The sequence below is a fragment of the Pseudomonas sp. PSB18 genome, from assembly GCF_014596565.1.
In the GTDB taxonomy this organism is placed as follows: Bacteria; Pseudomonadota; Gammaproteobacteria; order Pseudomonadales; family Pseudomonadaceae; genus Aquipseudomonas.
The window spans coordinates 22,115-41,766 of record NZ_NOIN01000001.1; the positions used below are offsets into that span (position 1 = coordinate 22,115).

A 19,652-nucleotide genomic window follows, 5' to 3' on the forward strand; every position below is an offset into this window, starting at 1 on the left:
AATTAATGCAAACGATTAGCATTGGCTGATCCTATCCTTCCTCATCTGCAAACTCAACGTCGTCAGCGACCGGGCTTACCAAGACCACATGCACACACTCCGCACTTTCTGGCGTCTCGCGCGGCCGTTCTGGACATCCGAGGAAAAATACCCGGCCCTGTTGCTGTTGTTGGGCACCGTGTTGATGACCCTGTGCCTGGTGGGCATCAACATCCTCAACAACTTCTGGAACCTGCATTTCTACAACGCGTTGCAGGCCCTGGACTATCAGGGCTTTCTCGTCGGCAGCCTACAGTTCATCCTGCTGCAGGTCGGCATGGCGGGGTTTACCGTGGGCGCGTTCCACTTCCAGCAGAAGCTGACCATACGCTGGCGCCGTTGGGCCACCCGCAACATGCTCGACCAATGGCTGGGCAGCCAGCGCTACCAGAAGCTGAAACTGACCGAGACCGAGGTCGATAACCCCGACCAGCGGATCGCCGAGGACATCGACCTGTTTATCGTCAAGTCGCTGAAATTGAGCCTGGGACTGTTGACGTCGGTGGTGTCGCTGTTCTCCTTCCTGAATATTCTCTGGCAGGCGTCGAACCTGGTCAGCGTGCCGTTCGACGACCAATCGGTGGTCATCCCGGGGCTGCTGGTGTGGATCGCGCTGGTGTATGCGCTGTTGGGCACCGGCCTGGCCTTCTGGCTGGGACGTGCATTGCCAAGCCTCAATTTCATGCAACAACGGCGTGAAGCGGATTTCCGCTTCTCTCTCATCCGCCTGCGGGAAAACGCCGACTCGGTAGCCCAATACCGTGGCGAAGCGGTGGAGAACGAGCGCTTCAACCAGCGTCTGGAAGCGGCGCTGGAGAATTTCTGGGCGCTGGTCAAGAAGCAGAAGCTGATCATGGGCTATTCGACCTTCTACCTGCGCAGCGCCACGGTCATTCCCATGTTCATCATGGCGCCGCAATTCTTCGCCGGCGCGTTCCCCTTGGGTCGCCTGACGCAGATCAGCGCAGCCTTCGGCGAAGTCCACGCGGCCATCGCCTACCTGGTCAGCGTGTTTCCGGAACTGTCGGAATGGAAGTCGGTGATCGACCGTTTGAACGGTTTCCAGGAGCGTCTGGACCACCTCGAAATCAAGTCCGAGGTCCGGCTCGAACAGCAGGCCAGCGGCCTCGAGATCAAGGACCTGGACGTCTGGCTGCCCAGCGGCCGGCAATTGTTCAAGGGCTTCAACCTGTCGCTCAAACCCGGCGACAGCCTGATGATCAGCGCGCCGTCCGGCTACGGTAAATCGACCCTGCTTCGCACCATCAGCGGGCTTTGGCCCCATGCTCGCGGCACCAGCCGCTACGACCGTGAGCGGGCCCTGACCCTGTCGCAAAAACCCTACCTGCCGCTGGGCTGCCTGCGCGAGGCGCTCTGGTATCCCAACCCGCCACGGCCCGAAGAAGATGCCGCGTTGCGCCAGGTGATGGAGCAGGTTGGCCTGCAACACCTGGGCGATCAACTGGATGAGGAACGGGATTGGGCCCAGACCCTCAGCGTTGGCGAGCAGCAACGCTGCGCGTTCGTCCGCGCCCTGCTGGCCCGTCCGACGGTGCTGTTCCTCGACGAGAGCAGCTCGGCACTGGACGCGGTCAACGAGCTGCGCTGCTATCAGCTGCTCAAGCAGACGCTGCCGGAGACGATTCTGATCAGCGTCGGGCACAACGCCTCGTTGGAGCACATTCATTGGCAAGTCCTGGAACTCAAGGATGAGGCACGGTGGGTGCATCGCAAGGTCCAGCAGGCGGCCGTCAGCTAGCCGGGCTGCCGTCATCGCGAGCGGGCTCGCTCCCACAGGGCTTTCGGACGATTGCAAGATCTGTGGGCGAAGCAGCTCCCATGTGGGAGCGAGCCCGCTCGCGATGGCGCCAGCGCACGCCACACCGCCCCAAACTGACCCACCGCTTTCGCGATGACCGCCAGTCCCCGCGCCGCAAGATCTCTCTGAACTTCCATCCGGCATCCTCCCTCTGCCCTTTACCAGCATGTAAACAAAGAGAGAGGCAGGACGTCATGAGAGCACTCACTTACCACGGTGCGCACACTGTAAAAGTCGACACCGTTCCGGACCCGGTTCTGGTGGACAGCGACGACATCATCCTGCGCGTCACGGCGACCGCCATCTGTGGTTCGGACCTGCACCTCTATCGCGGCAAGATCCCCTCGGTCGAGCATGGCGATATCTTCGGACACGAGTTCATGGGAATCGTCGAAGAGGCAGGTCCCGCAGTGACCGCCGTTCAACCCGGCGACCGCGTGGTGATCCCGTTCGTGATCGCGTGCGGCAGCTGTTTTTTCTGCCAGATGGACCTGTTCGCAGCCTGCGAAACGACCAACACCGGTCGCGGTGCCATCCTCAACAAGAAAGCCATCCCACCCGGCGCAGCGCTGTTCGGCTTCAGCCACCTGTATGGCGGCGTACCCGGTGGGCAGGCCGAATATGTACGGGTGCCGAAGGCCAACACCGGCCCCTTTAAAGTGCCTGGGACCCTTTCGGACGAGAAGGTGCTGTTTCTTTCGGACATCCTGCCCACTGCTTTCCAGGCGGTCACCAACGCAGGCATCGGCAACGGCTCGAGTATCGCCATCTACGGCGCCGGGCCGGTCGGTTTGTTGAGTGCCGCATGCGCCAGGATGCTGGGCGCCGAGCAGATATTCATGGTCGATCACCACCCCTATCGCCTCGCCTACGCACAGCAAACCTATGGCGTGATTCCGATCAACTTCGATGAAGACGACGACCCCGCCGACACGATCATTCGCCAGACCAAAGGCATGCGCGGTGTCGACGGTGTGGTCGATGCGGTGGGCTTCGAGGCCAAAGGCAGCACCACCGAGACGGTGCTCGCCACGCTCAAGCTTGAAGGCAGCAGCGGCAAAGCCCTGCGCCAGTGCATCGCGGCCGTCCGCCGTGGCGGGGTCGTGAGCGTGCCGGGGGTGTATGCGGGCTTCATCCACGGCTTCCTGTTTGGCGATGCATTCGACAAAGGCCTGACGTTCAAGATGGGACAGACCCATGTGCAGCGCTATCTTCCCGAGTTGCTCGGCCACATCGAGACCGGTCGCCTGGCGCCGGAGGTCATCATCAGCCACCGGATGTCGCTGGAACAGGCCGCCGAGGGGTACGAGATTTTCGACAAGAAGCAGGAGGACTGCCGCAAGGTCATCCTGACGCCGGGCGACTCAGCCATCGCATTGCCGGAGGGTGACGGTCCGGCCCTGGTGCTGGGAACTTGAGTTCAGCGACCAGGGCAGCACTGGAGACACTGGGCGAGCCCGTACGCGATAAACGGTCCGGTATTACTCCGCCTGCACCGTGACCTGGCGTTGCTCCCCCAGCCCCGTGATGCCCAGGCGCACGGTCTGCCCCGGGCGCAGGAACACCGGTTGCGGCTTGATGCCCAGGCCGACCCCGGGGGGTGTTCCCGTCGAGATCACATCCCCCGGCTGCAGGCTCATGCATCGGCTCAGGTAGGCGATCAGTTGCGGTACGCTGAAGATCAGCGTTCGCGTATTGCCGTTCTGGTAGCGGTGCCCATCGACTTCCAGCCATAGGTCCAGGCCATGGGGATCGCCGACCTCGTCCCGGGTGACCAGCCACGGGCCCATGGGGCCGAAGGTGTCGAAGCCCTTGCCTTTGTCCCAGGTGCCGCCCCGCTCCAACTGCCACTCCCGCTCGGATACATCGTTGATGACGCAATAGCCGGCGACATGCTCCATCGCATTCGCTTCATCGATGTTGCGTCCGCCCCTGCCGATGACGACGCCCAACTCCACTTCCCAGTCGGTCTTGAGCGAGCCGCGGGGAATCTGGATATCGTCGTTCGGCCCGCAAATGGCACTGGTCCATTTGCCGAAGATGATCGGCTCCTTCGGCACGTCCATATTCGACTCGGCCGCATGGTCAGCGTAGTTCAGGCCAATGCAGATGAATTTGCCGACGTGCCCGACACAGGCACCGAGCCGTGGCTGTCCAGCAACGATCGGCAGGCTGTTCGGGTCGAGGTCGGCCAGCGCCGCCAACCCCTCCGGACTCAAGACGTGTCCCGCGATGTCCGGCACGTGCTCCGACAGGTCGCGGATTCGATTATCCGCATCCAACAGACCGGGTTTTTCCGCGCCTTTTTCGCCGTAGCGCAACAGTTTCATCGAATGCTCCTCATTCAAACCCAACGTAAAGACGACTCAGAGGCTCATGCCGCCGTCGATGACATGCACAGCGCCGGTGGTGTAGGTCGACGCATCGCTGCCCAGGTACACAGCCAACTGCGCGATTTCCTCGGTGCTGCCAATTCGGCCCATGGGCTGGCGCTCAAGGAACTGATGATAGATCTGTGATTCATCGACGCCCTGTTGCCGGGCCTGGGCGGCAATGCGCTGGCGCAACGAGGGCGAGTCCACCGTCCCCGGACAGATCGCGTTGCAGCGAATGCCCTGACCGACAAAGTCAATGGCGACGGCCTTCGTCAGGCCTATCACCGCGGCCTTGCTGGTCGCATAGGCGAAACGGTTCGGCACGCCCTTGATACTCGACGCCACCGACGACATGTTGATGATCGAACCGCCGCCACGGGCCAGCATGCCCGGCAGGAACGCACGGATGGTCCGATACATCGCCGTGACATTGAGGTCCATCGAGCGCGCCCAGGCCGATTCGTCGCATTCCAGGAGATTGCCGCTGTGCACGTAACCGGCACAGTTGAACAGCACGTCCAGCCCACCGATTCGTTCGCAAGCCGTGTCGATGGCCTCGGCAGACGTCACGTCCAGGGTCATGGCTGTAACCCCTTCGATGCCCGCCAACGCACCAATATCGATATCACTGGCGAACACCTCGGCACCGGCCCGGGCGAAGGCGATGGCGCTGGCCAGGCCGATGCCCTGCCCCGCGGCCGTGACCAATACGCGCTTATTGAGCAGATTCAAGCGACCTCCAGTTTTGCTGACGTGACGGCGGCCTTGGGGGTTCGGGCGAGCATCGAGGCGGGGATGGCCAGGATCAGTCCACCGCTGACCAACAGACACAGGGCCAGTACATAGGTGCCGTTATTGATGTTGCCCGTGAGGGTTTCCGCTACTGCGGTGATCATCGAGCCGGTGAAACCCGACAGGTTGCCGATGGCATTGATCATGCCGATGCCAGCGGCTGCCGCGACGCCCGACAACAGCGTCCCTGGCAGGGTCCAGAAAATCGGCATCAGGCTGAGGATTCCCGAAGCGGCAACGCTGAGGAACAGTACGGACAACACCAGGTTGTTGGCGAAGAAAGCGCTGAGGATCAGGCCGACGCCGCCGATGAAGGCTGGAATGGCGGCGTGCAGGCGCCGCTCGCCGGTGCGGTTGGAGTGCCGCGCGTTGAGCAACATTGCCACGACGGCCACCGCGTAAGGAATCGCGGTCAGCAAGCCAATGTGCAAGCTGTTGGTGATCCCGGTGCTCTTGATGATCGAGGGCATCCAGAACGCCAGGCCATAGAAACCTGTGTTGAAGGTCAACAGAATCAGCACCAGCAACCACACCCGAGGGTTGAGGAACACCTCGCTCAAACGGCTGGCCTTGCCCTGGTTGTCCGTCTGCAGATTAGCCTTGAGCAGGTTTTTCTCCGCATCGGAAAGCCATTTCGCCTTATCGATGTTATCGGCCAGGCAGACAATCACCACGAACGCCATGATGATCGAGGGAATGCCTTCGATCAGCAGCATCCATTGCCAACCGGACAGCCCCCTCACCCCTTGCATGCTGTTCATCAGCCAACCTGAGAGTATCCCGCCCAACGTCAGGCTGACCGGCAACGCCAACAGGAAGCCGGACATCACCCGGCTTTGCCGATGGGTCGGGAACCAGTAGTTGAGGTACAGGATCACGCCGGGAAAAAAGCCCGCTTCGCAGACACCCAACAGAAAGCGCAGCACGTAGAACATCGTGCTCGATTCGATATGAAAGAAGCCCGCCAGCGGTACCGTGTAGGCCACGGCCATGGAGATCACCGCCCAACTGAGCATGATCCGGGCAATCCAGAACCGCGCACCGAAGCGATGCAACAGCAGGTTGCTGGGCACTTCGAAGATGAAATAGCCCCAGAAAAACATACTGGCGCCCAAGGCATACACGGTGTTGCTGAATTGCAGTTCGTTGAGCATGTCGAGCTTGGCGAAACCAATGTTCACCCGGTCAAGATAAGCCGCCATGTAGCACAGGAGCAGGACGGGAAGGATGCGCCAGATGACTTTGCGGTAGGTCCGGTCTTCGAAATCGAGTTCACCGGTTTGCGCCTGGGCAAGTAAATGCTCGGAGACGGTTTGCATGTGATAACCCCTGGGCACGTGGACATGCCTGATTGTTTTTATCGGATGGGAGCTGGGGCTCACTCTACGACCGTGAAACGATTCTTTCCCAATGGCATTTTCTGATTAATCGATAACGATCCGTTATCGGATCAGTCGTCGTTTCCCAGTGTTCCAACAACATGATCACTGCTCAGGCGAGCGTGGTCCTTGAGGATTTCCGCGAACTCCAGCGCCGCGCCCATCAACGGTTCGCCTCTGCGCGTGAGAATGCCGTAGTCCTGGGGCACCAGGTGCAGCGGGGTGTCGAGGGTTTTCAGTTGGCCGCTCTCGAGCAATGGATCGACCATGGCATTGGGCAGCATCCCGATCATCGGACCACGCTGCAGCACCTGGAGGAAGGTCTGCATGGAAATGGTGTCGATGGTGTTGCGTGGCATGCCTACCCCGGCCTCGGCGAAAGCCAGCTCCATACGCGCGCGAATGGGCGTGCCGACCGGGTAGAGAATCCAGGGCAGATCCACCAATTGCTGCAGGGAGGTCGGCCCGGCACCGGCCAGGGGATGGTGGCTATTGACCACAATGCAGAACGGTTCTGGAGCCAGGGGCTGGAAGTCATAACGCTGCTGCTGGCTTTGATCGGTGAAACGAGCCACCGCCAGATCGAGCTTCTTCTCTTCGAGCATCTCCATCAGATGGTTACTGGTCTGCTCCACGACCTCGATCGATAGCAACGGCCATCGCTGCTTGATCTGCAAAATCGCCTCGGGCAGGGCTACCGCCGTCGCGGCAAAAATCCCGCCGACCTTGAGGTAACCATGGCCCCCCTCGCGCAGGCTGCTGATCTGCTCAACGAACGAACGCGCGTCATTCAAGGCGATCTGCGCATACCGCAGCACATGTTCGCCCAACGCCGTGGGCGGCATGCTGCGCGGTCGCCGCTCGAACAAGGCAAAGCCGAGCAGGCTCTCGATTTCCTTGAGCATCTTGCTGACGGCCGGCTGGCTGAGGTTCATCTGCTGGGCCGCCAGGTGCATGTTGCAAGTGCGGCCCAAGGTATCGATCAGCAGCAGATGACGGAATTTCAGCCAGCCGCAGAAGCTGGAAAAGGATACATCTGACATGGGCGATTTCCTCGAGCCTGCAATAACCGTTCGTTATCGATTACTGAATATATCTCATTGGAGTTTATCGTCCGCCCACCCTAGCGTGAAAGCAATCACGAACCAGGAAGAACTGCCATGTCGCTACTGCTTACGCCCGAGAATACATTGCCGTCCGACGGCCTGGCCGGAACGCTGATTGGCCGCGCCTGGGTGCCCGGGCGGATCGCCGGGCCCTCGCCGATTGTGTTGCGCAACGATGGTGTGTTCGATCTGTCGGAGCATTTTGCGACCTTGAGCGACCTGCTGGAAACGGAATCGCCATTGGCCGCGGTGAGGCAAACGCCGGGTATCTTCATCGCCAGCGTCGAAGCCCTGCTCGCCAACACGGGGCCTGAGGCCGATCTTTCCAGGCCTTGGTTGTTGCCACCGCTGGATCTGCAAGTGATCAAGGCCGCCGGCGTGACCTTCGCCGCCAGCATGATCGAGCGGGTGATCGAGGAACAGGCCGGTGGTGATCCGGTAAAAGCCGATGCCGTGCGAGCCACCGTGCGCAGTGTGATCGGCGACAACCTGCGCTCGGTGGTACCGGGCTCCGAACAGGCCATGCGCCTGAAAGCGCTGCTGATCGAGCAAGGCATGTGGTCGCAATACCTGGAAGTCGGCATCGGCCCGGACGCGGAAATCTTCACCAAGGCGCCGGTACTCGCCGCCGTGGGCAGCGGCAGTCACATCGGTATCCACCCCGGCTCCCAGTGGAACAATCCTGAGCCCGAGGTGGTGCTGGCGGTGAACAGCCGTGGCCAGGTCCATGGCGCCACCTTGGGCAACGATGTCAACCTGCGAGACTTCGAGGGACGCAGCGCGTTGCTGCTGAGCAAGGCCAAGGACAACAATGCCTCCTGTGCCATCGGCCCTTTCATTCGCCTGTTCGATGAGCACTTCAGCCTGGACGATGTACGCACCTGCGTGGTCGACCTGGACGTCCAGGGCGAGGACGGTTATCGGATGCGGGGATCGAGTTCCATGCGCCAGATCAGCCGGGATCCGTTGGACCTGGCGGCCCAGACACTCAACGCCAATCACCAATACCCGGACGGGTTCCTGCTGTTCCTGGGTACCCTGTTTGCCCCGACCGAAGACCGAGACGCCGTCGGCAGTGGCTTCACCCATAAACCGGGTGACCGGGTCCGGATCAGCAGCCCATTGCTCGGCAGCCTGCACAACCGTGTAACCCTCAGCTGTGAAGCGGCACCCTGGACGTTCGGCTTGAGCGCCCTGTTGCGCAATCTCGCCGCTCGAGGATTGCTCGCACGCTGACGCCGGTGCGGTTTGTCGATTCATCCAACTATAAGAGAGACAAGCATCATGAGTGACACGCCCAAACGCCGCCTGCGCAGCGAACAGTGGTTCAACGACCCCGCCCACGCGGACATGACGGCCTTGTACGTCGAGCGCTACATGAATTACGGGATGACCCGCGAAGAGCTGCAATCGGGACGCCCGATCATCGGCATCGCCCAGACCGGCAGCGACCTGACGCCCTGCAACCGCCACCATCTGGAGCTGGCGCAACGGGTCAAGGCCGGTATTCGCGATGCAGGCGGCATTCCCATGGAGTTCCCGGTGCATCCGATTGCCGAACAGTCGCGTCGGCCCACCGCAGCACTGGACCGCAACCTGGCCTATCTGGGGCTGGTGGAAATCCTCCACGGTTATCCCTTGGACGGCGTGGTGCTCACCACGGGTTGCGACAAGACGACCCCGGCCTGCCTGATGGCGGCCGCAACCACCGACCTGCCGGCCATCGTCCTGTCCGGCGGGCCGATGCTCGACGGTCACTACAAGGGCGACCTGATCGGGTCAGGCACCGTACTCTGGCATGCGCGCAACCTGATGGCCGCCGGCGAAATCGACTATGAAGGCTTCATGGAAATGACCACTGCGGCGTCGCCTTCGGTGGGCCACTGCAACACCATGGGCACTGCCCTGTCGATGAATGCACTGGCCGAAGCCCTGGGCATGTCGCTGCCGGGCTGCGCGAGCATTCCGGCGCCCTACCGCGAGCGCGGACAAATGGCCTATGCCACTGGCAAGCGCATCTGCGAGTTGGTCCGACAAGACATTCGTCCCTCGCAGATCATGACCCGCCAGGCCTTCGAAAATGCCATCGCCGTCGCTTCGGCATTGGGCGCTTCAAGCAACTGCCCACCGCACCTGATAGCCATTGCCCGACACATGGGTGTCGAATTGAGCCTGGATGATTGGCAGCGGATTGGCGAAGACGTACCGCTGCTGGTCAATTGCATGCCGGCGGGCAAGTACCTGGGTGAAGGCTTCCACCGGGCTGGAGGCGTGCCCTCGGTCATGCATGAGCTGCAAAAAGCCGGGCGCTTGCACACAGACTGCGCCACGGTCAGCGGCCGAACCATTGGCGAAATCGTGGGCAACAGCCGGACCAACGACGTCGACGTCATCCATCCCTTCGACACGCCACTCAAGCATCGCGCCGGGTTCATCGTGCTCAGTGGCAACTTCTTCGACAGCGCGATCATGAAGATGTCGGTGGTGGGCGAGGCCTTCCGCAAGACCTACCTGTCCGAACCCGGCGCCGAGAACAGTTTCGAAGCCCGGGCCATCGTGTTCGAAGGCCCGGAGGACTATCACGCGCGCATCGACGATCCGGCGCTGGACATCGACGAGCGCTGTATCCTCGTCGTTCGCGGCGTCGGCACCGTCGGCTATCCCGGCAGTGCCGAAGTGGTGAACATGGCTCCGCCGGCGGCCCTGATCAAACGCGGCATCGACTCGCTGCCGTGCCTGGGCGACGGACGCCAGAGCGGCACCTCCGCGAGTCCATCGATTCTCAACATGTCCCCGGAAGCCGCCGTAGGCGGTGGCCTGGCGTTGCTCAAGACCAACGATCGCCTGAAAGTGGACTTGAACACCCGAACCGTCAATCTGTTGATCGACGAGGCGGAGATGGAGCGGCGCCGACGGGAATGGGTACCGCAGATCCCTCCCTCACAGACACCCTGGCAAGAACTCTACCGGCAACTGGTGGGGCAACTTTCCACCGGAGGCTGCCTGGAACCCGCCACGTTGCATCTGCGGGTGATTGCCCGTAGCGGTGAGCCGCGGCATTCGCATTGAGGCTCACTCCTTCCCGCTCAACATCCCGATGGCCTCATACGGCGTCTGCAGATCACGCTCGGGGATCTCCCAGATCAGCAACTTGGGGGGCGTATCCCGAAAAGCCGGGTTGCTGAAGTACTGGTTGGCGCCACCGGAGAATTCGCCACCGTCCTTGGCGAAACTGCCAACCGGGGCTCCCAGCGCCAGCTCGAGGAAACCCACGAAGTTGGAATTGCGCGAGAACGAGGTGCCGATCAACGCGACGTTGGGCAGGCCTTCATCGCCGAACAGATCATCGAGGTTGTCGCCTCCGTCCTGAACGGCTTGCTGCTGCTCGCTGACTTGCGTGGCCGCGACGGTTTCCGGGGTGGGTTGCCAACTCAGCGGCAGCCAATCGATGCCGGCCAGGTGTACGAGGTCACCTGCACGCAGGGCCGCCGGGTTGGTGTGGGTAGCAAAGGTTTTTTGTGGCGTGGGGTGAATACCCATCCCCTGGACCTGTTGCGCAATCGCCCGGGCCGCCGCATTGGCGCCGGTCTCGCTCCAGTGTGTGTCGGTACGCAGGTAAGCCGATGCACCCAACGGCTGCAATGTGGGTGCAAGGTTCAGCGCCGATACCCCCGCCTGGTTCAGTGTCGCGGTCCACTCCTCCGCCCGCCGGGCCAGTTCGGCCGGGCGATCCAGGCCACATAACTGCTCGGCAGCGATGCGGCTCTTGTCCGGCACCACCGCCACCAGCAATTGAACGCCACGTTGGCTCAGGCGCCGTTGTACGTCGATCACCGCCTGCGCCTTGGCCTCGGCGTTGGCCCGGGCGTGGTGGTTGATGCGCATCTCATCGGTCAGGAACAGCCAGCCCTGACAGCCCGGACGAACCCGCGGCCCAGTGTCATGGAACAGCAGCCAACTGGCGCCGCGCTCCAGATTGGCGGCCTGTTCCGGGAACCAGGCGCTGGACAGCTGCTTGGCGATACGGTGGGTGACGTCGCCATGCATCGCCGCATCGCGGGTCAGGTTGGGCGGCAGCATTTGCACCTTGCCGCTGAACAGCAGCCAGCCACAGGAAATCAAGCCGACACCGAGCAAGCCGATCAGTGTGTAGCCGGAGACTTTGCTGGTTCGGGTCACCAGGTCGCTGGGGGGCGTCGGTGCGCTGGGTGGAGTCTTCTTTGGCGTCGTCATCAGAACTGAAAGTACAGGAAAGGCACGGCTTCACGGCTGGCGATCAGAGCGAACGACAGCAGGAAACCGGCTACGGGCCAAAAGGCGACAGCCAACGCATACAGCGCATTGCCCGCCATTCGTCTTTCAAAACGTACCTGCCAGATCGGCAGGATCACGCACACCACGCCCAGCACCGCCGCCAGGCCCTGCACCGGGCGCAACGTCACCGCCAGCGCATCGCCAAGGGCAAACCCGTGCAGACCGAACTGCCCGGCGTACAGGGTCATGGCCGAGTGGAAATCCGGGGCACGGAACAGTGTCCACGCCAGGCACACGAACAACAGCGTCAGCATATGCGCCAATACACGCGGGACAGCAGGCAGGTTCGAGCGCGACCAGGCCCGGTCGACGCACAACGCCACGCCATGGGCCGAACCCCACAGCAAGTAGTTCCAGCTATCACCGCCATGCCACAACCCGGCAATGGCCATGGTCAGGAACAGGTTGCGATAGGTCTTCCAGACACCGTGACGGTTACCGCCCAGGCCGATGTACAGGTAATCGCGTAGCCAACTGGACAGCGACAAGTGCCAGCGTCGCCAGAAATCCTGGATGCTGCTGGCCAGGTACGGCCGGTTGAAGTTTTCCGGGAAATGAAACCCCAGCATCAGCCCCAGGCCGATCGCCATGGCGCTGTACCCGGCGAAGTCGAAGAACAGCTGCAGCGAGTACGCCAGGCAACCGATCCAGGCGTCGACGAATGAGGGGTTTTCCAGATGGAAGGTCACGTCCACCAACGGCGACAGGGTGTCGGCCACCAACACCTTCATGCACATGCCGACCATGAAGCGGCGGGCACCCAAGGTAAAGTTCTTCCAGTTGAACCAGCGCTGCACCAGCTCACGGCGGACCCAGTCATAACGAATGATCGGGCCGGCAATCGAGTGACCGAACATGGAAATGTAGGTGGCGTAGTTGAGGAAACTGCGCTCCACCGGAACCGTGTGGCGATGCACGTCCACCAGGTAGGAAATCGCCTGCAAGACGATGAACGACAACCCGGCCGGCAACGCGACCTTCTGCCACTCGAGCGGCATGGCGCCGTAGTGGGTCATCAGCTCGCTCCATGTGCCGGCGAGGATGTTCGCGTACTTGTACCAGCACAGCACGGCGGTGTTGAACACGATCAACGCGACCAGCAGCCGCAGACGCCCACGGGAGTCCTCGCGGGAACGGTCGACCAGCAGGCCACCGACCCAGGCGACGATGGTCAGTACGACATGCAACGACAGGAACAGCGGGCTCAGCCAGCCGTAGAACAACCAACTGCCCGCCAGCAGCACCCCGTTGCGCCAGCCGTGGGGAACCAGGGCGTAGATCAACAGGAAGGCCGGCAGGAACAGCGTCAGGAACTCGAGCGAGGCGAAAACCATGGCGACAGCGCAATCCGATCAGTGGGACAACGTGTCCGTGGCGGCCAAGAGTCGGGGGCCGGTAGCGGTCGGTAGCAGCAATACGCTGTAGCGCTCGCCCGCCTTCAGTTCACCCAGATCCAGCGCGGGGCCGACATTGGCGTTGGCGCAGACCAGTTGCACGGACAGCTTCACCGGGTTGATCGAGCGACGTTGCAGGTTGCCTTCGGTCACGCCTTTGAACAGGTCGGCGGTGCGACCTGCGGGGCGCAGGCTGGCATCGACGCAGCTGCTGTCCAGGTTGAAGAAGCCCAGCGAGGCCTTGAGGCCGTTGAAGTCGTCCGGAATGTCATGCACCGTCACTTGCCTGAGCCCCTTGCCGTCGGGAAGCGCGACCACGGTCGCGAATTCGCCGGGCTCGGCTTTGACGTCCAGCGCCAGACGTTGTTGGCCGCGGACCAGGGTGCCCTTGATGGCGCTGCTGGCCGTGACCGGGAAGAACAGCGACGCGGGCTGCGCCGCGTCCAGGCTCAGCGGCGGTTGGCCTTCCTGGGCAATGACCTGCATCGGCTCGGTGCTGCCGTTGACGAAGCGAATGAACGCCGCATCTTCGGCGGGACCGGTCGGGTACAGCGGGATGTCCGCCGCCACTACGTTCAAGCTCGACAACAGCAGCGCAGCCGCACTCAGGGCCTTGGCGTTGGTCATTTTTTCGCCCCTTTGCTGCTCAACGCTTCAGGCGGCAGCTTGCCCAGTGCAGCGCCGATTGCGGTGCCCCAGGCCTTGTAACCCGCCACGGTGAAATGCTGACCGTCCGTGGTGACCCATTGGCCCGGCTTGGAGAAGGTCAGCGAATCGATATAGGTGCAAGGCGCGACGTTGCTGGCGAGAAATTGCGACATCAACTGGGTACGCGCATCGTTCTTCTGGTACATGCCGCCCGCCTTGCCCCATGCCGGGCCGACCCAGGCACATTTGGTGCCGGTGGCGGCGATGGCCTTGGTCAGGCTGGTCACGCTCTGCCAGGCCCAGGCCTTGGGAAACGCCGGTTTGTCGTAGGACGCCATGGTATCGCCGATGACCAGTACGACCAGGTCGGGCTTGTCCTTGGCGATCAGCTCGGCGATGGGCGTGGTGGTCGCGTCACGGCCTTTGATCTCGATCTTGGCGGTGCCTTTTTGCTCGGCACCACAATCGACTTTCTTGGTGATCAACCAGTCGCCGGCGCTGGCGCCACAGGCGCCGATGGAATGAACGATCGCGCCCTGACGGGAGAGATCAGCGTTGAGCGGCTCCATCAGGTGGTCGGCAAGGCTCATATGGCTTTCGCCAAGCACCAGAAGGGTCAGGCCAGCGAGGGCAGAGGCAGGCATAGGTATCTCCGGAAATCAGTTCGAATAAGGTGAGCGGTAGGGGCTGACCGGTAGCGCCATCGGACTGCCAGTCATGTCCTCGAACATGTAGCGCGCATACAGGCCACCATTGAATTGCTGGTAGTCACTGGCGTTATCCATGCCGATCGTTGCACCCAGGAAGAAGCGCGAACCGAACTTGTACTCACCGGCTGCCGCCAGGCTGTAGCCCACGCCGGTTTTGCTCTGTCCCGAGTAGCGCGAATCGTTGGCTGCCTGGCGGTCACTGTCGCTCGGGAAGAAATCGGCGCCGTCCTGCTGGAAGTGCTGGATGCCCACCGAACTCTTGACCTGATAGGTAAAGCGCTCGGTGCGCTGCTGCCAGGTCACCGGCACGCCCAGGGCGAAATAGCTCTGGGGACTGAAGTAGCCACCATGCCCGTAGGTGAAGAAGTCCTGGTTGTTCTCGTAGCCCAGCGCCGTGGCGCTGAGGCCAACGGTGAGCGAGTGGTCCTGCATATTGTCCAGGTACCAATAGACGCCACCACCGAGTTCACCCCGGGTGTTGGACTCGACATTGTGGCCCACCAGTTCATGCACGGAGCCATAACCGTAGGCACCGACCTGCGAGTTGTCGTAGCTCATTTCGCCACGTACACCGTTGGCGGTCACCCCGCCCCACGATCCACCGTCACGCTTGTCGGTGGTGCCGGCAAACGATGTCAGGCTGTCGGTGACCGCGCGACGCGAAGCGGCGATGCGGTAACGGAAATTGCCGTTATCGCTCAGTGGACGATCAACGCTCACGCCCCCTACCGCTGTCGCGTATTTGAAGCCGATCGGCGTGGTACCGATATCGGCCTTGATGCCCTCGTCGGGACGCTCGTACGCCACCCCAAGGCCGACGCCCTCGGCACGCTGCGAACCGATGCCGGAGGTCGCGCTGGAGGCGCTGCCGAAACGACTGGCGGCCTCACCCTTCACACTGCCGGCCGTGAGCGCTACGGGGGTGATGCGCACGGCCACGCGGTTGTCACCGGCCGGCACATTCACTTCGAATGGCGTTTCCACGTCAGTCAGTTTGCTCAGGCCCGATTCGCTGTTGTTGCTGCGAACGCTCAATCCTTGGGCAATGTAACCGCTGCGCTCCTGAAGAATATCGTTGAGCGCGCGCTGGGCGGAGCTTGTCGAGTCGACGACAGTCAGTACCGTTCGGGGCTGCGGCTGTGCGTTGAAAGGATTGCTCTGGGCGACCGGGGTACCCCGCACGGAGGCCGCTTGACTGTTGCTTCGTGGCTGGCCTGGATAGGCATCGGCAGGCACGCCGTCGGCACTGGCGAGCATGACGCCGCCGTTGAGAATGGCCTCCGCCGGCGGCGGAATGGCCGACGCCGGGCCACGCAAGACCTGCCGACGCTGCCCCGCCCCGCCAGCGAACGGATTCGCCGCCACGTTCATCGCACCAGGCTGGGCGGCCAGGCTGCGTTGCTTCTCGCTCTGCTCGATGGCTACCGCTTTGCGCAGCACTTCAGTCGCCTTGCCGCTGTTGCCCATCGCCCGGTAGATGCGTGCGACTTCAGTCAACGATTCTGGATCGTAGTTCTGCAACGCCATGAACTGTTCCAAGGCGTTTTCCGCATAGCCGTTGTCGTGGGCGAGCACCGCGGCATCGGCCGCGTTCAACAGCACCAACGGGTCATTCGGGTTGCGCTTGAGCAGGGGCTTGTACAGGTCGAAGGCCTTGGCGTTATCGCCATTGGCGGTGTACATCCTGGCCAGGGCCGAGGTCGCGGCGACATCGCCCGGCCGTTGGGCCAGCGCCGGCGCCAACGTGTCGTAGGCCGCCGCCAGGTCACCGCCCTCGCGCAAGCGGTCGGCCTGACGGATACGGTACAGGTACAGCACATCGTCATAACGCTTGCGGGTCGCGACGCTTAACGGCTGGTTCTGCAAGCTGTTCAGGATCGAGTTGACCTGGGCATCGTCCCCCGTCTTGAGCAGCAGGGAGGCGTATTGCAGCATCAAATCGGCCGACGGTGCGCTGCTTTGGGTCAGCAACGAACGCATCATCGACAGCGCCTGCTCGACATCCCCGGCGTCGACATAGGCCGACGCCAACGTCGCCGTGCGCCCAGGACTGCGACCGGCCATCGGCTGCAGGCGATCCAGTAAAGCCAGGGCTTCCTGACGCTGCCCACGCTTGGCCATGGCCGCCGCCAGATTGATCTGCGTGGTCAAGGTGATCCGATCCGCCAGTTCGTTGATGTCAGCGGTGCGACGGTCGACGGGAATCCGGTTGATGGTGGCCTGGGCGTCTTTCCACTGCTCCATTTCCACCGACAGCAAGGCACTGGTGTACAGCGCATCGACGTTGTCCGGGTGGCTTTTGAGAAAGGCGTCGATCAGATCGCGGGCCTTTTTCGATTCGCCGGTTTTCAGATACAGGCGCGCGAGGCTGAAGCGCGTCCAGACGTTATCCGGATCGCTGTTCACGGCATCGAGCAGCGCATTCTGGGCACTGCGGATATCGCCACGCTGCTCGGCCACACTGGCCATCTGGGTGGAACGCAAGGCACGCAACTGGCCGGTATTGCCGAGCTTGGCCTGTTCAGCGGCAGGCAGGCTGTCCAGCAGACTCAAGGCCTCATCGGCCTGCCCGGTTTGCGACAACACATTGACCAGGCCGCGTATGGCCTGCGGGTTGCCAGGCTGGCTCGCCAGTACCTGGCGGTAGTTGGCGGCTGCGCTGTCGAACTGGCCGGCCTGGGCCTGGATGTCGGCCAGGGTAAGACGAGCGTCGACCCCATTGGGGTTCAAGCGCATGGCCTGAGCGACGGCCTCGGTCGCCTTGGCGGTCTGCCCTTTGGCCTGCAGGTCGCGGCCCTGTTGCAACAGCGCCCAATAGCGAACGCCGTTCAATGCGGTTTTCCAGCGGGTCCCACCGGTGTTGATCGCACGGGTCAGCAGTTGCTCGGCTTCCGCGAAGCGCCCCTGTTGCTGACGGACCACACCCAGGCCGCCCAGGGCATCGCTATCATCCGGACGGGTTTTGAGGCGTGCCTGGAAGGCCGCTTCCGCGCCGGCTTGATCACCCTTTTCCAAGGCCCGCAACCCGCTCGCCACCAGCGGATCCTGCTGCCAGGTGGAACCGCCGGCGGTGGCCGCTTTTTGGCGACCCTTGTTCATCTGGTCACGGATTTCCTGATCATCCGGGTGAGCCCTCAGGAACTCCTCGAACAGCGGCACCTGGGCAGCATTCGGCGGGCCGATCCAGACCAGCGCCAAGCGCCAGCTTTCATCGGCATCGCCGGCGATTTCCACGCGTTTGGTCAGCCTGGCGAGCACGCGAGCGCCCTCGGCGCGGGTGTCTTCGTGACGAATCAGTTGCTTGCCATAGAACAGCGCAAGGATCGCATCATCGGGAGTTTCCCGCAGCAGACGCTCCATGCCCTGGCGCGCCTCGGGCCAACCGTTGGCATTGAAGGCCAGGTTGTTGTAGTACTCGCGCCCCACCGTGCCTTCCGGGGTCAGCCCGTTGAACATCCGGCGAAACACGTCGGTCGCCTTGTCACGCTCACCGGCGTCGACCAACCGACGGGCCTCATCCAGCCGGGCCTTGTTGTCCGGCCTGGCCAGCGCAATGTCCTGCTCCAGTTGGCGAGCCATCCAGGGTTGCGGTGACAACGCCTGCAGGCGCGTCAGGTATTCCTGGGCCTGTTGCGGCTTGTTCTGCTTGACGCCGATCAAGCCCATGCCATAGAGGGCATCGACCTGATTCGGATCGAGGCGCAGGACCTTTTGCCAGATCTCGGCAGAGCGCGCCGCATTCGAACGGGCTTGCCAGTACTGACCCTGTTCAACCAGTTGAGCCTGGATGTCCGTGCCTTCGGCATGGACACCGGAGGCAATCAGCGCAATGAAAACTGCAACAGCTAGCGTAGAGCGGCGCGGGCGCATGACGTCTCCCAGGACAAAGTGAGCGTTCCGTCATCACGGAACTGGTAACGCTTCTCTGCCCAACCCAACCCGAACAGGCTTAGCATGACGTTGTAATAAAGAGGATCGGCACCTTGGTCGCTGCCTTTAGCGAAGGCCGCATCAATACCGTCCTGGGCGCGACGTTGCTGTTGCTCGGCCAGCCATGGGTGGCCCTTGGCGATGAAATACGGCACCAGTGCCGCCGAATAGCCGAACGGCCCCGTGCCATCGATCGCAGCGGAAGCCACCTGGACTTTTTCTGGCGGGACACCGCTGGACGCCGTGCTTTGCGCCATACCATCCAATGCTTCCAGAAGCTTTGGATTCGCTGGATCGGTCTTGGGGGTCATCCCCGCCCACAGGTAAACGCGGATCGCATCGTAACTGCCCGATCCGCCCTTGATCGGATCGATCACGAACAGGCCGGACTGCGCGGAAGTCCCGCGATAGCCCACCCAATCCGCGACATAGCCTTTGGGGCTGGCACTGCGGATCAGCTTGACGGTGTTGTCCGCAATCTCTTTCCACGGTCCCTTCGGTTGCTCTTTGGCCAGGCGCAGGAGCAACGGCCGAGGCAGATAGCTTGGATTCAGGCGCCACAGATGGTCTGGCTGAACGAAACCTTCTGGGCCCGGCAGCAGCATTTTGCCGAGGCCCGGCAACGTGACGACCAGCTTCGATTCAATGGTCTTGAGCAACCGCAGCGCATCGACACGGTATTCGGGACGCTGCCATAGACGCGCGGCTTCGAGCAGCGAGTAGACGATCCACAGGTCGGCATCGGAGGCCGAGTTCGCATCCTGAAGCTGCCAGCGCCCGTCCTTGCCCTGCCCCCACAGCCAGCCCGGCAGACGGGTCGAGGGATCCGAACCGAGCATGTTGGCGCGGGTCCAGGTCCACAGATGCTCGAAGCGCGCCTGATCGTTACCGATCAACGCGAAGAGCATGCCGTAGGACTGCCCCTCCGAGGTGCTGTGGTTGGCCTCCATGCTGGAAGACAACATCCGGCCATCGTCCTGGATGTAGCGCGTGGCCCAGGATTCCCACAGGGGCCAGGCCTTGGCGGCACACGCCGGCTCCGACGCGAACGACGGCAAGCACGTCAATGACACGAGGGAAGCCAGCATCGCGCAGGCAGTGCCGCGCAGCCAACCGCCGGATAGAGCGTGACGCACCGTCATCGAT

14 protein-coding genes are annotated in these 19,652 nt (G+C 62.5%); 4 read left to right on the forward strand and 10 right to left on the reverse strand.

What is annotated here, in order from left to right; genetic code table 11:
• The first annotated feature begins 88 nt into the window (after window positions 1-88).
• Both CGA22_RS00030 and CGA22_RS00035 read left to right on the forward strand, forming a co-directional pair.
• Window positions 89-1,798, forward strand: a complete 1,710-nt coding sequence (locus CGA22_RS00030) for an ABC transporter ATP-binding protein/permease (RefSeq protein ID WP_041020522.1) — start codon at window positions 89-91, stop codon at window positions 1,796-1,798.
• Window positions 1,799-2,052: 254 nt separating this feature from the next.
• A complete protein-coding gene (locus CGA22_RS00035) occupies window positions 2,053-3,276 on the forward strand; it encodes a zinc-dependent alcohol dehydrogenase (RefSeq protein WP_041020521.1) in 1,224 nt (407 codons plus the stop codon).
• 63 nt (window positions 3,277-3,339) lie between these two features.
• Here the strand turns inward: CGA22_RS00035 and CGA22_RS00040 are convergent, their stop codons facing one another.
• From CGA22_RS00040 to CGA22_RS00055, 4 genes are all read right to left on the reverse strand, one after another.
• Window positions 3,340-4,188: an ureidoglycolate lyase gene (locus tag CGA22_RS00040; RefSeq protein WP_041020520.1), complete on the reverse strand. Its 849-nt coding sequence runs from the start codon at window positions 4,186-4,188 to the stop codon at window positions 3,340-3,342.
• Between the two features lie 36 nt (window positions 4,189-4,224).
• Window positions 4,225-4,965, reverse strand: coding sequence for an SDR family oxidoreductase (locus CGA22_RS00045; RefSeq protein ID WP_041020519.1), 741 nt, complete (start codon window positions 4,963-4,965; stop codon window positions 4,225-4,227).
• Window positions 4,962-6,344 carry an MFS transporter gene (locus tag CGA22_RS00050; protein WP_188258451.1) on the reverse strand — a complete coding sequence of 461 codons (1,383 nt, stop codon included), beginning with the start codon at window positions 6,342-6,344 and terminating at the stop codon, window positions 4,962-4,964. Before CGA22_RS00050 ends, CGA22_RS00045 begins: the two co-directional genes overlap by 4 nt.
• A 131-nt stretch (window positions 6,345-6,475) precedes the next feature.
• Window positions 6,476-7,447: a LysR family transcriptional regulator gene (locus CGA22_RS00055; protein WP_041021766.1), complete on the reverse strand. Its 972-nt coding sequence runs from the start codon at window positions 7,445-7,447 to the stop codon at window positions 6,476-6,478.
• 117 nt (window positions 7,448-7,564) lie between these two features.
• Here CGA22_RS00055 and CGA22_RS00060 point away from each other — a divergent pair, with 117 nt between their 5' ends.
• Both CGA22_RS00060 and CGA22_RS00065 read left to right on the forward strand, forming a co-directional pair.
• Entirely contained in the window at window positions 7,565-8,746 is a 1,182-nt protein-coding gene (locus tag CGA22_RS00060) for a fumarylacetoacetate hydrolase family protein (RefSeq protein ID WP_041021765.1), read from the forward strand.
• Window positions 8,747-8,794: 48 nt separating this feature from the next.
• On the forward strand, window positions 8,795-10,579 hold the full coding sequence (locus CGA22_RS00065) for an IlvD/Edd family dehydratase (RefSeq protein WP_041021764.1): 1,785 nt from the start codon (window positions 8,795-8,797) through the stop codon (window positions 10,577-10,579).
• A 3-nt stretch (window positions 10,580-10,582) separates the two neighbouring features.
• On the opposite strand, the gene CGA22_RS00070 is transcribed toward CGA22_RS00065, so the two are convergent.
• From CGA22_RS00070 to bcsZ, 6 genes are read right to left on the reverse strand one after another with little or no spacing between them, the layout of a single operon-like run.
• Window positions 10,583-11,743: an alginate O-acetyltransferase AlgX-related protein gene (locus CGA22_RS00070; protein ID WP_041021763.1), complete on the reverse strand. Its 1,161-nt coding sequence runs from the start codon at window positions 11,741-11,743 to the stop codon at window positions 10,583-10,585.
• On the reverse strand, window positions 11,743-13,158 hold the full coding sequence (locus CGA22_RS00075; RefSeq protein WP_041021762.1) for an MBOAT family O-acyltransferase: 1,416 nt from the start codon (window positions 13,156-13,158) through the stop codon (window positions 11,743-11,745). The genes CGA22_RS00070 and CGA22_RS00075 overlap by 1 nt, the downstream gene beginning before the upstream one ends.
• An 18-nt stretch (window positions 13,159-13,176) precedes the next feature.
• Entirely contained in the window at window positions 13,177-13,845 is a 669-nt protein-coding gene (locus CGA22_RS00080; protein ID WP_041021761.1) for an alginate O-acetyltransferase AlgF, read from the reverse strand.
• Complete coding sequence (locus CGA22_RS00085; RefSeq protein WP_041021760.1) at window positions 13,842-14,510, reverse strand: SGNH/GDSL hydrolase family protein; 669 nt, start codon at window positions 14,508-14,510, stop codon at window positions 13,842-13,844. The genes CGA22_RS00080 and CGA22_RS00085 overlap by 4 nt, the downstream gene beginning before the upstream one ends.
• 15 nt (window positions 14,511-14,525) lie before the next feature.
• Entirely contained in the window at window positions 14,526-18,446 is a 3,921-nt protein-coding gene (locus tag CGA22_RS00090) for a cellulose biosynthesis protein BcsC (protein WP_041021759.1), read from the reverse strand.
• Entirely contained in the window at window positions 18,422-19,648 is a 1,227-nt protein-coding gene (gene bcsZ, locus CGA22_RS00095) for a cellulose synthase complex periplasmic endoglucanase BcsZ (RefSeq protein WP_041021758.1), read from the reverse strand. Before bcsZ ends, CGA22_RS00090 begins: the two co-directional genes overlap by 25 nt.
• Window positions 19,649-19,652: the final 4 nt, after the last annotated feature.

Coding starts and splice junctions, on each gene's coding strand:
- CGA22_RS00065 (WP_041021764.1), top strand. CDS start 8,795: ATGAGTGACACGCCCAAACGCCGCCTGCGCAGCGAACAGTGGTTCAAC.
- CGA22_RS00035 (WP_041020521.1), top strand. CDS start 2,053: ATGAGAGCACTCACTTACCACGGTGCGCACACTGTAAAAGTCGACACC.
- CGA22_RS00085 (WP_041021760.1), bottom strand. CDS start 14,510: ATGCCTGCCTCTGCCCTCGCTGGCCTGACCCTTCTGGTGCTTGGCGAA.
- CGA22_RS00050 (WP_188258451.1), bottom strand. CDS start 6,344: ATGCAAACCGTCTCCGAGCATTTACTTGCCCAGGCGCAAACCGGTGAA.
- CGA22_RS00070 (WP_041021763.1), bottom strand. CDS start 11,743: ATGACGACGCCAAAGAAGACTCCACCCAGCGCACCGACGCCCCCCAGC.
- CGA22_RS00080 (WP_041021761.1), bottom strand. CDS start 13,845: ATGACCAACGCCAAGGCCCTGAGTGCGGCTGCGCTGCTGTTGTCGAGC.
- CGA22_RS00030 (WP_041020522.1), top strand. CDS start 89: ATGCACACACTCCGCACTTTCTGGCGTCTCGCGCGGCCGTTCTGGACA.
- CGA22_RS00055 (WP_041021766.1), bottom strand. CDS start 7,447: ATGTCAGATGTATCCTTTTCCAGCTTCTGCGGCTGGCTGAAATTCCGT.
- CGA22_RS00075 (WP_041021762.1), bottom strand. CDS start 13,158: ATGGTTTTCGCCTCGCTCGAGTTCCTGACGCTGTTCCTGCCGGCCTTC.
- CGA22_RS00040 (WP_041020520.1), bottom strand. CDS start 4,188: ATGAAACTGTTGCGCTACGGCGAAAAAGGCGCGGAAAAACCCGGTCTG.
- bcsZ (WP_041021758.1), bottom strand. CDS start 19,648: ATGACGGTGCGTCACGCTCTATCCGGCGGTTGGCTGCGCGGCACTGCC.
- CGA22_RS00060 (WP_041021765.1), top strand. CDS start 7,565: ATGTCGCTACTGCTTACGCCCGAGAATACATTGCCGTCCGACGGCCTG.
- CGA22_RS00090 (WP_041021759.1), bottom strand. CDS start 18,446: ATGCGCCCGCGCCGCTCTACGCTAGCTGTTGCAGTTTTCATTGCGCTG.